A 14029-nucleotide genomic window follows, 5' to 3' on the forward strand; every position below is an offset into this window, starting at 1 on the left:
CTCACCCGGGTGCCGGCCACTCGCGGGGCCCCGGCCACTCGCGGGGCCCCGCCCGCACCGGGCGCCGGCGGCGCGCGCTGGCCGTGGCACTGACGGAGGGCGCCAGCCCGTTCGTGCTGCTCGCCGTCGTCCTGGTGGTCGTGGCCGTGCGCACGGATCCGCACTGGGTGCGCAGCGCCCTGCTGACGGTGCTGCCGATCGTCGCGGTCCCGCAGGCCATCTCGCTCGTGATGACCCGCCGCCGGATCGTCACGGACCGGTTCATCGTGCACCGGCAGCAGCGGCACCTCTACTACGCCCTGACCTTGGCCTCCATCCTGGCGGGCGCGGCGCTGGTGTTCCTCGTCCCCACCGCCCCGGCGATGCGCACCATGGTGGTGATGGCGGTCGGCACGCTGTTGACCGTCATGGCCGTCAACACGGTCCTCAAGATCAGCATCCACGCCCTCGGCGCCGCCCTGGCGGCGATCGTGCTGCCGGGCGTCACCGGGGCCTGGTGGTTGCTGGCGGCCTCGGTCCCGCTCTGGCTCGGGGTGAGCTGGTCACGGCTGCACCTGGCCCGCCACGCCCTGCCGGAGGTGGTCCTGGGCTCGGTCCTCGGCGGGGCGGTCGGCCTGGTGTTCCTCATGCTGGCCGGCGGCGCCGGCTGAGGGCGGGGCCGGCGGGGGACGAGGGGCGCGGGAACAGCAGGGGACGGCGGCTGCCGTCAGCCGGCCGTCACCCGGCGGCCCGCAGCCCCCGCACCGCCTCCACCGCGTCCCGCACCGCCGCGGCGGCCAGCTCGGCCTCCTCCTCGGTGGACCCGGGCCCGAACGTGAAGCGCACCGCAGTCCGGGCCAGCCCCGCCGGCAGCCCGAGCGCGGTGAGCACGTGCGAGGGCTCGTCCGAGCCGGCGGCGCAGGCCGAGCCGGAGGAGCACACGACGCCGCGCCGCTCCAGCTCCAGCAGGACGGCCTCCCCGTGGGTGCCGGCGAAGACGAACGAGGCCGTCCCCGGCAGCCGGCGCCGCCGGTGGCCGGTGACCCGGGCGCTGGGCACCGCGGCCGTGACCCGCTCGATGAACCGGTCCCGCAGTCCGGCCAGCCGCTCCGCGACCCCGGGCCGCTCGGCCTCGGCCGCCGTGAGCGCCGTGGCCAGGGCCACGGCGCCGGCCACGTTCTCGGTGCCGCTGCGCCGGCCCCGCTCCTGGCCGCCGCCGTGCACGACCGGCTCCAGCGCCAGTCGGCCGCGGGCCCACAGCACGCCGACGCCCTTGGGGGCCCCGACCTTGTGCCCGGACAGGCTCAGCGCGTCCACCCCGAGCCCCTCCACGTCCAGTGGCAGCCAGCCCGCCGCCTGGACCGCGTCCGTGTGGAACGGCACCCGGTGCTCCCGCGCCACGGCGGCCAGCTCCGCGATCGGCTGGATGGTGCCGATCTCGTTGTTGGCGTACTGCACGGACACCAGCGTGGTGTCCGGGCGCACCAGCCGGGCGAGCTCGCCCGGGGACACGAGTCCGTCCGAGTCCGGGGTGAGGTGGTCCACGGTGAATCCGTGCACGCGCCGCAGGTACTCGGCGCTGGCCAGGACCGCCTCGTGCTCCAGCGGGGTGGTGACGAGGTGACGGCCGCGCGGGGCGCCCAGGGCGATCCCCTTCACCGCGAGGTTGTCCGCCTCGGTCCCGCTGCCCGTGAACACGACGCCGGCCGCCCGGGTCCCGAGGATCCTCGCCACGGCGGCCCGGGCGTCCGCCAGCCCCCGGGCCGCGGACTCGCCGAGGCCGTGGTGGCTCGAGGGGTTGCCGAAGTCCCCGGTGAGGTACGGCCACATCGCCTCGAGGGCCTCCCGCCGGACCGGGGAGGTGGCCGCGTGGTCGAGGTAGATCACGCGCCGCCGCCGGCCGTCCTGCCGGACACCGCGGTGGCCACGCCGCCGCTCGCGCCGGTCGCCGTGGCCGCCGCCCCGGCTCCCGCGTCCGAGGCCACGTCCAGCCCGAGGTCCAGGGCGCGCACGCTGTGGGTCAGCGCGCCCACCGAGATGACGTCCACCCCGGTGCGGGCGATGTCCGCCACGGTCTGCAGGCTGACGCCCCCACTGGCCTCCACCACCGCGGCGTCGCCGACCAGGGCCACGCCCTCGCGCAGGTCCGCCAGGGAGAAGTTGTCCAGCATGATCGTGTCCACCCCGGCCTCGAGCACCGCGGGGACCTGGTCCAGACGGTCCACCTCGACCTCGAGGTGCGTGGTGTGCGGCAGCCGGTCCCTCGCGGCCCGCAGCGCCTCCGTGAGGCCCAGGCCGGCCTCGGCCAGGAACGCCAGGTGGTTGTCCTTGGCCATCACCGCGTCGGAGAGGGAGTGGCGGTGGTTGTGGCCGCCGCCGTCCCGCACGGCCTGGCGCTCGAGCACGCGCAGTCCCGGCGTCGTCTTGCGGGTGTCCACGATCCGCGCGCCGGTGCCGGCGACCGCCGCCACGTAGCGCGCCGTCTCGGTGGCGATGCCGGACATGCGCTGGACGAAGTTCAGGCCGATCCGCTCCGCGCGCAGGATCCCGCGCGCCGGGCCGGTGACCTCCGCCAGCACCGCGCCGGCGCCGAAGGACTCCCCGTCGGCCACGAGCGCGCGGACCTCCAGCGCCGGGTCCACGAGCCGGAAGGCGGTGGCGAACACCGCGATCCCGCTGAGCACGCCGGGCTCGCGGGCCACCAGCCGGGCGGTGCCGGCGGCCGACGGCGGCACGAGGGCCTCCGAGGTGATGTCGCCCCACGGCGCGTCCTCCTCGAGGGCCGCCGCGACGAGGCGCTCGACGGCCCCGGGCGCCGCCGGCGCCGCGGGCCAGGCGGTCGGGGCGCTCACCGGGCGCCCGCCGGGGAGGCGGCCGGGCCGGCCGCGGGGGTGCCGGCCGTCGTCGGGACGGCCGGGGGCACGACGGCGAGCATCCTCTCGAGCGCCACGCGCGCGGGGTCGGCCACGCCGGCGGGGACCTGGATGCGGTTGACGACCTCGCCGGCCACGAGCGACTCGAGCACCCAGGCGAGGTAGCCGGGGTGGATCCGGTACATCGTCGAGCACGGGCAGATGACCGGGTCCAGGCAGAAGATCGTGTGCTGCGGGTATTCCGCGGCCAGCCGCTGCACGAGGTTGATCTCGGTGCCGATGGCGAACGTGGACCCCGCCGGGGCGGCCTGGATCGCCTTGACGATGAAGTCGGTCGAGCCGGCCGAGTCCGCCGCGTCCACCACGGGCATGGGGCACTCCGGGTGCACGATGACGTGCACGCCCGGGTGCTCGGCGCGGGCGCGGTCGACCTGGTCCACGGTGAACCGCTTGTGCACGGAACAGAACCCGTGCCACAGCAGGACCCTCGCCTGCTCCAGCTCGGCCTCGGTGTTGCCGCCGAGGGGCTTGCGCGGGTTCCACAGCGGCATCTGCTCCAGGCCGATGCCCATGGCCTTGGCCGTGTTGCGGCCCAGGTGCTGGTCCGGGAAGAACAGCACGCGCTGGCCCCGCTCGAAGGCCCACTCCAGCACGGCGGCGGCGTTGGAGGAGGTGCACACGATCCCGCCGTGCTCGCCCACGAAGCCCTTCAGCGCCGCGGAGCTGTTCATGTAGGTGACGGGGACGACCGGGGCCCGGCCGGCCGCGTCCGGCTCCGTGCCGTAGAGCTCCTCGAGCTGCTCCCAGCACTCGGTCACCGAGTCCAGGTCCGCCATGTCCGCCATGGAGCAGCCGGCGGCCAGGTTGGGCAGGATCACGGACTGCTCGGGGGTGGAGAGCAGGTCCGCGGTCTCGGCCATGAAGTGCACGCCGCAGAAGACGATCGCCTCGGCCTCCGGGCGGGTCCGGGCGGCTCGCGCCAGCTGGAAGGAGTCGCCCACGAAGTCGGCGTGGGCCACCACCTCGTCGCGCTGGTAGAAGTGGCCCAGCACCACGACCCGGTCCCCGAGCGTGGCCTTGGCGGCCGCGATGCGCTCGTGCAGCTCGGCGTCGGAGGCGCGCTGGTACTCCTCGGGGATGGCGCCCTGGCGGGGCGCGCCGGCGGGGATGGCGTCCCGCTGGGAGGCGCCGGGGCCGTAGCCGGGGGCGCCGGCGTCGAAGGTCCACGGCCCGGCCGTCAGCTCCGGGGAGCAGCTGGAGCCGGCGGCGGCGCCCGTGGCGATCAGGTCCAGCGCGCGGTGCACGCTGGCGCCGCCCGCGGGGGCGGCCGTGCCGGGGATGACGGTGGGGGAGTCGGTGGTGAGGCTCACGAGAGCGTCCTTGTCTTCTCGGTGGGGGTGGGGGTCTCTGCGGGGGCGCCGGCGGCGCGGGTGAAGTCGCGGTAGCGGTACAGCTTCGGCGGCCGGTGCGGGGTGCCGGCCAGGCGCTCGCCGGTCTCCACGATCTCGGCGGAGGCGGTGATGGACCGGCGGAAGTTGGCCGGGTCCAGCGGGTGGCCGCGCACGGCCTCGTGGACGGAGCGCAGCTGGGCGAGGGTGAAGGTCTCGCCCAGCAGCGTGTGGGCGATGTCCGCGTACTCGACCTTGGTGCGCAGGCGCCGCAGCGCGTAGTCCACGATCGCGTTGTGGTCGAAGGCCAGGTCCGGCAGGTGGTCCGCGGGGAACCACTCGACGTTGTTCCCGACGGCGGCGCCGGCCACCTCGTCGGAGCGCACGAGCGCCCAGTAGACGACCGAGACGACCCGTCCGGTGGGGGAGCGGTCCACGTCCCCGAAGGTGTAGAGCTGCTCGAGGTAGCTGGGGCGCAGGCCGGTGGTCTCCGCCAGGGTGCGCGCCGCGGCCGCCTCGAGGGGCTCGGCGTCCGGCAGCCAGCCGCCGGGCAGGGCCCACTGGTCCAGGTGCGGCTCGCGCGTGCGGCGCACGAACGGCGTCCACAGCGAGGGCGCGGACCCGTCCTCCGCGCGCAGCGCGAAGATGACGGTGGACACCGCCATCCGGACCGACTGCTCCTGCACGGGGACTCCCTCCTGCTTAGTGTCACGGTGACATTAAGTGTGTGGCCTCCATCATACAGTCGTGGTGACCCGAAGGGGCGGTCGCGGGACCCGTGTGACATCGCCGCGTCACGGTCTGGCGGTGGCCGCGGGATGGCCGTGCCGACCGTGACGCCCGTCACATCGACTGTGACGACGACTGTGACGGCGCTCACAGGATCGGCTAGACTGGTCGGCATGGACGGGGGAGAACTCAAGAGCGTGCTCCGCGAGGCCTTCGAGGCCCGCGTCATGAACCACGGCGACTACAGCCTGGTGTACGGCCAGCCCTCCGGGCCCGGGCCGGTCCTGGTGCTCGGCTACCGCCGCACCTCCCTGGAACTGTTGCTCTGCCCGGTGGACCTCGCGGACCTGGGCGCGATCGCCGAGGGCACGGCGCGGCCGGCCGGCCGGGTCACCAGCATCGACCTGACCAACGTGGCGACCGTGGCGGACACCGGCACGGGCTACCAGGTGGAGACCGTCACCGGCTTCCGCGCCTGGTTCGAGGTCGAGGGCACCGCGCGGATCCCCGTGGCGGACGCGGCCGGCGGGCCCGCCGCCGGCACCGTGCTCATGGACCAGGAGGACGCGGCGGAGGACTTCCACCAGTTCATGGGCCACTTCATGGACACCCTGGACGCCTTCTACCAGGTGCCGGACGTCGCCGAGATCCTCCAAGGCGCCTACATGACGGCCCTCGCGGCCTGAGCGGGGGGGGCACGGGGCCGGCGGCTTCCCGGTCCTGACCCGGCCGGACGGGGTGGGCAGCGGCTACACTCTTCGGGGCGCGGATGCGCCCCACCGCCCACCCGCGCCTGCCGAAGCCGAGGTCATCCCCGCCGTGCTGCTGAACCCCGTCGTCGTGTCCGTGCTCGTGCTCGCCATCCTGAGCCTGGCCCGTGTCAACGTCATCGTCGCCCTGCTCATCGCCGCGCTCGTCGCGGGCCTGCTCGGCGGGCTCGACGTCGAGGGGACCATCTCCACCCTCGTCGGGGGGCTCGGCGGCCAGGGCGAGACGGCCCTGAGCTACATCCTGCTCGGCATCCTGTCCGTCATGGTGGCCCGCTCGGGGATCACCGAGAGGCTCATCCGCCGGGTCCTGCCGCACATCCACGGCCGGCGGGCCATGACCCTGTTCGGGATCGCCGGACTGGCGTGCCTGTCCCAGAACCTCGTCCCGGTGCACATCGCGTTCATCCCCATCCTCATCCCCCCGCTGCTGGCGGTCTTCAACCGGATGGGCGTGGACCGGCGGGCCGTGGCCACCGCCCTGACCTTCGGGCTGAAGGCCCCGTACATGCTGGTCCCGCTCGGGTTCGGCCTGATCTTCCAGAACATCATCCTCGACGAGATGGCCGCCCACGGGATGGACATCGAGCTGTCCCAGGTCCCGCTCGCCATGGCCATCCCGGTGGCCAGCATGGTGATCGGCCTGGTGATCGCCATCCTCGTGACCTACCGGCGGCCGCGAGAATACCGGGACGCGGCCCCCGGGCTCGGCGCCTCGCTGTTCGGGTCCGCTCCCGGGGCCGGCGCCGCCACCGCGGAGAGCTGGACGCGCCAGCACGTCGTGGTGCTCGTGGGCCTCGCCGTGACCCTCGCACTGCAGCTCGTCTTCGGCTCCCTCGTCATCGCGGCCCTCGGCGGCGTCCTGGTGATCTTCGTGTTCCGCGGGGAGCGGTGGCGGTCCTCGGACGAGCTGGCCCACGGCGGCGTGACGATGATGGGCACGATCGCGTTCATCATGCTGGTGGCCTCCGGCTATGCCTCCGTGCTCACCGAGACCGGCGCCGTGGAGGAGCTGGTCAGCACGGCCAGCGGGTGGATCGGCGGCAGCCGGCTGCTGGCGGCCGTGGTCATGATGACCGTGGGCCTCGTCGTGACCCTCGGCATCGGATCCTCCTTCGGCACCGTCCCGATCCTCGCCGCGATCTTCGTGCCGCTGTGCGCCGCCGTCGGGTTCAGCCCCCTGGCCACCGCCGCCCTCGTCGGTGCCGCCGGCGCCATCGGCGACGCCGGCTCGCCCGCCTCGGACAGCACCCTCGGCCCGACGTCCGGGCTCAACGCCGACGGCCAGCACCACCACATCTGGGACACCTGCGTGCCGACCTTCGTGCACTTCAACATCCCGCTGTTCGCCGGCGGCGTCGTCGCCGCCATGGTGCTCTAGGCCGGACGGGGGGCGGCTCGGCCGGCGCGGGCCTCAGCGCACCTCGAACCGGTCGGCCAGGCCCGGGGGCGGCGCGTCGAGCGGCGCGGCCTCGACCCGGTCGACGACCGCCGCACGGGGCCCCTCGTGGCACCAGACGACCATCGCCTCGACCGCCTCCCGGGAGCCGGCGACGACGGCCTCGACCCGGCCGTCGTCGAGGTTCCGGACCCAGCCGGTGGCGCCGGCGGACTCCGCGGCCCGCCGGCACGCGGCGCGGTAGCCCACGCCCTGCACGGTCCCGCTCACGAGCAGGTGCACCGCCTCCATGCCGGATCCTCCCGTCCTCGACGTCCCCGCAGCTTCGCGGCTTCGCGGCTTCGCGGCTTCGCGGCTTCGCGTCCACCCTCCCACCGGGGACGGGTCGCGGGCCACCGTCGGGTCGCGCGGTGGTCGGCCCGGCCCCCGGGCCGCCCGGGCCTTCTGCCGGCGGGGTCCGGGGCCCATGATGGGGGACATGGACGACTCCTCCATCCTTGAGCGGATCAACGGCCTCGTCGAGCAGGAGCACCGGTTGCGCGAGCAGCTCGGTGACGGCGTGATCGACGAGGGCGACGAGAACCGGCGGCTGCGCGAGATCGAGATCGAGCTGGACCGGTGCTGGGACCTGCTGCGCCAGCGCAAGGCGCGCCGCGAGGCCGGCCTCGACCCGGACGAGGCGCAGCCGCGGCCCGACGGCACGGTCGAGGGCTACCTCAGCTGACGCCGCGCGCCCCGCCCTGGCGCACCGTGCCACGGACGGCCCTGCCGTGCCGGGGATGTCCAGCAACCGTCCAGAAACGGATGCGAGGGTCGAGGAATGCACCGTGTCCGAAACGTGATGTCCACGACGGCCGGGAAGATCCTCGTCTTCCTCGGCGTGAGCGCGCTGGCCGGGGTCCTCGTGGCCGGCCTCGCCGTCCCCCTCGCCGCGACCGGCGGGGCCACCGCCGCCACCGGCTCCGACCTGATCGAGGAGTTCCCGGCCGAGCTGCGGGAGGAGCCCATCAGCGTCCCCTCGCGCGTGCTGGCCTCCGACGGCACGGAGCTGGCCCGGTTCTACGCCGAGAACCGCGACCCCGTGACGCTGGACCAGATCAGCCAGGACATGCAGGACGCCATCATCGCCATCGAGGACGAGCGGTTCTGGGAGCACGGCGGGATCGACCCGCAGGGCATCGGCCGGGCCCTCGTGACCAACGCGTCCTCGGGCTCCGAGCAGGGCGCCTCCACCATCACGCAGCAGTACGTCAACAACATGCTCATCAACGCGGACCTGCGGCGCGGCGCCGACCGGCTGACGATCTCCGGCACGAAGACCTACACGGACAAGCTCAAGGAGATGAAGCTGGCCGTCTCCGTGGAGCAGGACCTGACCAAGGAGCAGATCCTCGAGGGCTACCTCAACATCGTGCTCCTGGGCGGGCGCAACTACGGCGTGGAGGCGGCGGCCCAGTACTACTGGGGCGTGCCCGCCTCCGAGCTGACCGTCGCCCAGTCGGCCACGCTCGCCGGCCTGGTGAAGTCGCCCAACGGCTACAACCCCGAGACCAACCCGGAGGCGGCGGTCCAGCGGCGCAACGTGGTGCTGGACTCCATGCTCGCCCAGGGGTACATCACCCGGCAGGAGCACGACGAGGCCCGGAACAGCGAGCTGGGCCTGGACATCCACCGGGAGAAGACCGGCTGCATCGCCGCCTCCCAGGCGCCGTACTTCTGTGACTACGTCCAGCGGGAGATCGTGGCGAACGACGCGTTCGGGCCCGACGAGGAGGCGCGCCGCCAGCTGCTGCAGCGCGGCGGCCTGGAGATCACCACCACCCTGGACCCGAAGCTCCAGCAGCAGGCCCAGGCCTCGGTGGAGGAGACCGTCCCGGTGGGCGACCCCTCCGGTGCCGGCTCCGCCCTCGTCTCGGTCGAGCCCGGCACGGGCAACGTGCGGGCCATGGCGCAGAACACGAACTACGCGCCCGAGGAGGGCGCCGGCAACACCGTCCTGAACCTCAACGTGGACGCGGCGCAGGGCGGGGGCAACGGCTTCCAGGGCGGGTCCTCGCTCAAGCCGTACGTCGCCGCGGCCTGGCTCGAGGACGGCCGGTCCATGGCGGACATGGTGGACGCCTCCCAGGACCACTGGCGCCAGGGCGAGCAGTTCCGGGCCTCGTGCCAGCCCGGCGGCAACGTCGCCATCCCGGACGCCGGCGGCTGGAGCGTCAACAACGTCATCGGGGACATGAAGCGGCCGATGACCGCGGACTTCGGCCTCTACTGGTCCATCAACACCGTCATGGTGAACATGGCGCAGGAGCTGGACCTGTGCGGCATCACCGACGTGACGGGCCGGCTGGGCGTGCACCGGGCGGACGACGGCAAGCCGCTGAACCCCGCCAACCCGTCCTTCATCCTGGGCTCCGAGGAGTTCGCGCCGATGACCCAGGCCGCGGCCTACGCCGCCTTCGCCGCGGACGGCACGTACTGCCGGCCGCGCGCCATCGAGTCGGTCAAGGACTCCAGCGGCAAGACCTACGACGTCGGCGGGCCGCAGTGCCAGCAGGCGCTGGATCCGGAGGTGGTGGCCCAGCTGAACGAGACCCTGACCCAGATCGCGCGGCGCAACGCCGACGAGGCCGGGGTGGACCCGGGCGTGCCGATGGGCGGCAAGACCGGCACCAACAACTCCCAGTCCTCCACGTGGTTCATCGGCTACACGAGCGACCTGTCCACCGCGAGCTGGGTGGGCAACTACACCGGACTCGGGACGCTGGCCGGCCAGGCCGTGGACGGGCAGGTGCACGAGGACTTCTGGGGCAGCACCCTGGCCGGTCCGCAGTGGATGCGGTACATGAAGCAGGCGGCCCCGTCCCTCCAGGCCCGGCCGTTCCGGGCCGCGGAGGACTCGCCGTTCCGGGACCCGGCCAACCCGGAGCGGTACCGCATGGGCGGTGACGGCAGCGAGCCCGGCGCCTCCGGCCCGGCGGCCTCGCCCGCCCCGGCACCCGCGGACGGCTCCGCCCCGACGCCGGCCCCCTCGGGCGGCGAGGGCGCGGCACCCACCCCGACGCCGTCGTCGCCGGCCCAGCAGGCCCCGTAGGCCCGGGGCCGGGCGGCGGCCGTCGCGGCCGCGGCGGGGTCCCGGGGCGCTGGCTACGATCGGTGCCATGGCCAGCATGACGCGCACCCGGGGAACGGCCCTGCGCCGGCTCACGCCCGAGCACCTGTCCCCGGGCTGCTTCGCCTTCGTCATGGCCACCGGGATCCTCTCCATCGGGGCGGCCCAGCGCGGCTGGGACGCCCCCTCGGCCGCCCTGCTGGTGGTGGCCGGCGTCGGCTATGCGCTGCTCGTGGTGCTCAACGCCTGGCGGCTGGTCGCCTACCGGCGCGCCTACGGGAAGGACTTCCACGACTCGTCCACCGCCTTCCTCGTCTTCACGTTCGTGGCGGCCACCGACGTGCTGGCGGCCTGCCTCTCCGGGATCGGGGCCCTCGCCCCGGCCGGGGTCCTGCTGGCGGTCGGCGCGGTCAGCTGGCTGCTGCTCGGCTACGCCGTGCCGTGGACGGCCGTGCTCGGCCGCGCCGAGCGGCCCGTCACGGCGCACGCCAACGGCACGTGGTTCATCTGGGTGGTCGCCGCCCAGTCGGTGGCCGTGGTGGCGGCGACCCTGGAGCCGGACGTGCCGGGGGGCCGCAACGCCCTGGCCATGCTCGCCGTCTTCGCCTGGTCCATCGGGATCGCCCTGTACGTGGCCGTGGCGATCCTCGTCGTCTACCGCATGCTGGCCTTCCCGCTGGCCCCGGAGCAGTTCCAGCCGCCCTACTGGGTGTCCATGGGGGCCATCGCGATCACCATCGTGGCCGGCTCCCGGATCGTGGAGATGGAGAGCACCCCCATGGTGGACGCCGTGCGGGGGCTCGTGGCGGGCGCCTCCGTGGTGCTGTGGTGCTTCGCCACGTGGCTGATCCCCGTGCTGTTCGCCGCGGGGGTGTGGCGGCACTGGCTCAAGGGCGTGCCGCTGCGCTACAGCCCCACCCTGTGGAGCATCGTCTTCCCCCTGGGGATGTACGCGGTCGCCGGGATGTACCTGGGCCGCGCCGACCAGCTGCCGATCGTCGCGCGGATCGGGGAGCTCTGGACGTGGGTGGCCCTGGCCGCCTGGGCGGCGACGTCCCTGGCCATGGTCGCGTCCTGGGCCTCCGTCCTGCGGTCCCCGCGGTGAACCGGAGGGCGACCCCCATGGCGGCCCCCGCGCCGGCAGTCCCCCTCTCCGGCAGCCCCGGCCCGGTCGGCCGCGCGTCCCTAGGATGGGCGCATGACCACGACGCGGGACGGGACGGGCAGCGCGGGCGGGTCCGGACGGAGCCGCCGGGCCACGCGGACGAGGGGCTCCGGCAGGGCCGGCCGGCTCCAGGTGATCGCCGGGCCGATGTTCGCCGGCAAGTCCGAGGAGCTCATGCGCCGGGTGCGCCGGGCGTGGCTGGCCGGGCTCTCCGTGGAGGTCGTCAACCACGCGCTGGACCTGCGCCACGGCTCGGCGGACATCGCCTCGCACGCCGGGCTGAGCATCCCCGCCCGCTCCGTGGCGGACGCCGCGGGCCTCGCCGCACTGGTGGCGGACCAGGAGCTGGACCTGCTGGCCGTGGACGAGGCCCAGTTCTTCGGCCCCGAGCTGGTGCCGGTGGTCACGCGGCTGGCGGGGGAGGGACTGACGGTCGTGGTCTCCGGGCTGTGCGTGACCTTCGACGGGCTGCCCTTCGAGCCGCTCCCGGCCCTCATGGCCGTGGCCGAGGACGTGGTCAAGCTGACCGCCGTGTGCTCGACCTGCGGGGAGGACGCCGCCTTCCACGTGCGGCTCCCGGCCGGCGACGGCGGCCGCCGCGGCGCGGGTGCGGGCGGCGCGGGGCCCGGCGACTCCCGGGTGGCCGCAGCCCACCACGTGGGCGGGGCGGAGACCTACCAGGCGCGCTGCCGGGCCCACGCCCGGCCGGCCGCGGCGGGAAGCGCGGACCGGTAGCGGCCACGGCGGCGCCTGCACCCGGCGCTCCTCAGTGGGCGTCCGCGTAGGACTCCACGGCGGCCACCGTGAGCGGGAACCCCACCGGGGCCGCCCCGAAGAGCAGCCGGCCGGCGGCCTCGGCGGACTCCGTGACGATGCGCTCCACGGCCTCGGCCTCCCCGGCCGGTCCGTGCAGCACCACCTCGTCGTGCACGAAGAACACCAGCCGGGTCCGCAGCCCGGCCGGGTGCCCGGGACCGCCCTCGCGCAGCCGGCGCCGGATCTCGCCCATCCAGCACAGCGCCCACTCCGCCGCGGTGCCCTGCACCACGAAGTTGCGGGTGAACCGTCCCGCGCCGCGCCGCACGGTCCGCGCCCTCGACTCGGCCTCGGCGGTGCCCACGTCGGCGACCGTGCGGAGCCATTCGGGGCCCGGCGGCGGCGAGGTGCGCCCCAGCCACGTGGAGACCTGGCCGCCCTCCTCGCCGGCGCGCGCCGCCCGCTCGAGCAGCCCGATCGCCTCGGGGTACAGCCGGCGCAGGTGCGGCATGAGCGCGGCGGAGTCGCCCGTCGTCGCCCCGTACATGGCGCCCAGCAGCGCGACCTTGGCGCGCGAGCGGTCGCCGATCTCCGAGCCCGCGCGCCGGCCCTGCTCGGCCACGGCGAGGTAGAGGTCGTGGCCGGAGCCGGCGGCGGCCAGCGCCCGGTCCCCGGACATCGCCGCGAGGATGCGCGGCTCCACCTGCGAGGCGTCGGCCACCGTGAGCACGTGCCCCGGGTCGGCCCGCACGGCGTCGCGCACCGCCGCCGGCACCTGCATGGCCCCGCCGCCGTGGGCGGCCCACCGGCCCGTCACCACCGAACCCACGGCGTAGGCCGGGTGGAAGCGGCCCCCATGCACCCACTCGTCCAGCCAGTGCCAGCCGTTCGCGGTCCACAGCCGGTACAGGCCCTTGTACTCGAGCACGTCCGCCAGCAGCGCCGAGCGCCGCGGGGTGTCCGGCCCGCCGCCGGCGATCCAGTGCCTGAGCTCCCCCGCGCGCGTGGAGGACACGGGCACCCCCGCCGCGCGCAGGGCCCGCAGTAGGTCCTGCGGCGAGTCCGGGTTGAGGCCCGGGGCGCCCAGGGTGGTGCCGATGCGCCCGGCCAGCTCCTGCAGCCGGGCCGGCCGCTGCCCCTCGGGCGGCCGCGGCCCGAGCAGCCGGGCCAGCATCGCCTCGTGCACGTCCCGGCGCCACGGCAGCCCCTCGTGCAGCATCTCCGCGGCCACCAGCGCGCCCTGCGACTCCCCGGCCAGCAGCAGCCGCAGCCGTCCCGGGTGGCGTGCGCCCGCCACGGCCGCGAGCTGGGCCCCGAGCTCGCGGGCCAGGTCCGCCGCCCGCGGCACCGGGCCGCCGTCCGGCCCGCGGGCGGGCAGGTCGAAGAAGGCGCCCTGGTCCGGTCCGGGCGGGGGAGCCGGCGTCGCCGGTTCCGGGTCCCGGACGGGCACGACGACGGCCGGTGCGTAGCGCACGCCCGTCGAGTCCCGCGTGGCGGCACCGGAGAGGATGCGCTGGCACAGGCCCAGGTCCCAGCAGCGGCCGAGCTCGATCCCGGCCTCCAGCAGCGCCGGGTAGCCGACCGCCACGGAGGCGAACACCCAGCGCACCGCCTCCGGGTCCACCCCCAGCCGGCCCGGCAGCCCGCGCACCAGCTCCGGCAGCGGCGCGGTGGCCGGGCGACCGGGGCGCACGGTGCCGTGCTCGTCCACCACCACGGCGGACCACGGGGCGGCGGGACCGGACGCGGGGGGCTGGCCGGCGGGCCCGGCCGGGGCCGCGCCGTCGGCGGCGCCCGGCGGGGGAGCCGGTGCGAGGACGATGTGCATCCCCCCAGTCAACCCGACGCGCAGGACGCGGCGTGC

At 75.2% G+C, this 14029-nt stretch carries 13 protein-coding genes; 7 read left to right on the forward strand and 6 right to left on the reverse strand.

Features of this window, described 5'->3' with window-relative positions:
• Positions 1 to 83: 83 nt before the first annotated feature.
• Entirely contained in the window at positions 84 to 650 is a 567-nt protein-coding gene (locus E7744_RS05010) for a hypothetical protein (RefSeq protein WP_137773177.1), read from the forward strand.
• Positions 651 to 717: 67 nt separating this feature from the next.
• Here the strand turns inward: E7744_RS05010 and E7744_RS05015 are convergent, their stop codons facing one another.
• From E7744_RS05015 to E7744_RS05030, 4 genes are read right to left on the reverse strand one after another with little or no spacing between them, the layout of a single operon-like run.
• Positions 718 to 1866, reverse strand: a complete 1149-nt coding sequence (locus E7744_RS05015) for a cysteine desulfurase family protein (RefSeq protein ID WP_137773178.1) — start codon at positions 1864 to 1866, stop codon at positions 718 to 720.
• On the reverse strand, positions 1863 to 2831 hold the full coding sequence (gene nadC, locus E7744_RS05020) for a carboxylating nicotinate-nucleotide diphosphorylase (protein ID WP_137773179.1): 969 nt from the start codon (positions 2829 to 2831) through the stop codon (positions 1863 to 1865). The genes E7744_RS05015 and nadC overlap by 4 nt, the downstream gene beginning before the upstream one ends.
• Positions 2828 to 4222: a quinolinate synthase NadA gene (nadA, locus tag E7744_RS05025; protein ID WP_371415379.1), complete on the reverse strand. Its 1395-nt coding sequence runs from the start codon at positions 4220 to 4222 to the stop codon at positions 2828 to 2830. The genes nadC and nadA overlap by 4 nt, the downstream gene beginning before the upstream one ends.
• Positions 4219 to 4905, reverse strand: a complete 687-nt coding sequence (locus E7744_RS05030) for an NUDIX domain-containing protein (protein ID WP_137774857.1) — start codon at positions 4903 to 4905, stop codon at positions 4219 to 4221. The genes nadA and E7744_RS05030 overlap by 4 nt, the downstream gene beginning before the upstream one ends.
• Positions 4906 to 5142: 237 nt before the next feature.
• Here E7744_RS05030 and E7744_RS05035 point away from each other — a divergent pair, with 237 nt between their 5' ends.
• Together E7744_RS05035 and E7744_RS05040 are read left to right on the forward strand one after the other, a co-directional pair.
• A complete protein-coding gene (locus E7744_RS05035; RefSeq protein WP_246858552.1) occupies positions 5143 to 5655 on the forward strand; it encodes a hypothetical protein in 513 nt (170 codons plus the stop codon).
• Positions 5656 to 5788: 133 nt separating this feature from the next.
• Positions 5789 to 7117 (forward strand): Na+/H+ antiporter family protein, encoded by a 1329-nt coding sequence (locus E7744_RS05040; RefSeq protein WP_246858553.1) that lies wholly within the window; start codon positions 5789 to 5791, stop codon positions 7115 to 7117.
• A gap of 33 nt (positions 7118 to 7150) precedes the next feature.
• Here the strand turns inward: E7744_RS05040 and E7744_RS05045 are convergent, their stop codons facing one another.
• Positions 7151 to 7426, reverse strand: coding sequence for an acylphosphatase (locus E7744_RS05045; RefSeq protein WP_137773180.1), 276 nt, complete (start codon positions 7424 to 7426; stop codon positions 7151 to 7153).
• 187 nt (positions 7427 to 7613) lie between these two features.
• Between E7744_RS05045 and E7744_RS05050 the strand changes: the two genes are divergently transcribed.
• The 4 genes from E7744_RS05050 to E7744_RS05065 all read left to right on the forward strand — a co-directional run bounded on the left by E7744_RS05050 (position 7614) and on the right by E7744_RS05065 (position 12144).
• Positions 7614 to 7859 (forward strand): DUF2630 family protein, encoded by a 246-nt coding sequence (locus E7744_RS05050; protein ID WP_137773181.1) that lies wholly within the window; start codon positions 7614 to 7616, stop codon positions 7857 to 7859.
• Between the two features lie 117 nt (positions 7860 to 7976).
• Positions 7977 to 10226, forward strand: coding sequence for a transglycosylase domain-containing protein (locus E7744_RS05055; RefSeq protein WP_246858554.1), 2250 nt, complete (start codon positions 7977 to 7979; stop codon positions 10224 to 10226).
• Positions 10227 to 10293: 67 nt separating this feature from the next.
• The gene (locus tag E7744_RS05060) at positions 10294 to 11349 is read left to right on the forward strand and encodes a tellurite resistance/C4-dicarboxylate transporter family protein (RefSeq protein WP_210417161.1); all 1056 of its coding nucleotides are present in this window, start codon (positions 10294 to 10296) and stop codon (positions 11347 to 11349) included.
• A 207-nt stretch (positions 11350 to 11556) separates the two neighbouring features.
• Positions 11557 to 12144, forward strand: coding sequence for a thymidine kinase (locus E7744_RS05065; RefSeq protein WP_246858618.1), 588 nt, complete (start codon positions 11557 to 11559; stop codon positions 12142 to 12144).
• Between the two features lie 31 nt (positions 12145 to 12175).
• Here E7744_RS05065 and E7744_RS05070 read toward each other — a convergent pair whose 3' ends face one another.
• Positions 12176 to 13993: a bifunctional 3'-5' exonuclease/DNA polymerase gene (locus E7744_RS05070; protein ID WP_137773183.1), complete on the reverse strand. Its 1818-nt coding sequence runs from the start codon at positions 13991 to 13993 to the stop codon at positions 12176 to 12178.
• Positions 13994 to 14029 lie beyond the last annotated feature (36 nt).

This window comes from Citricoccus sp. SGAir0253, assembly GCF_005877055.1.
GTDB lineage: Bacteria > Actinomycetota > Actinomycetes > Actinomycetales > Micrococcaceae > Citricoccus.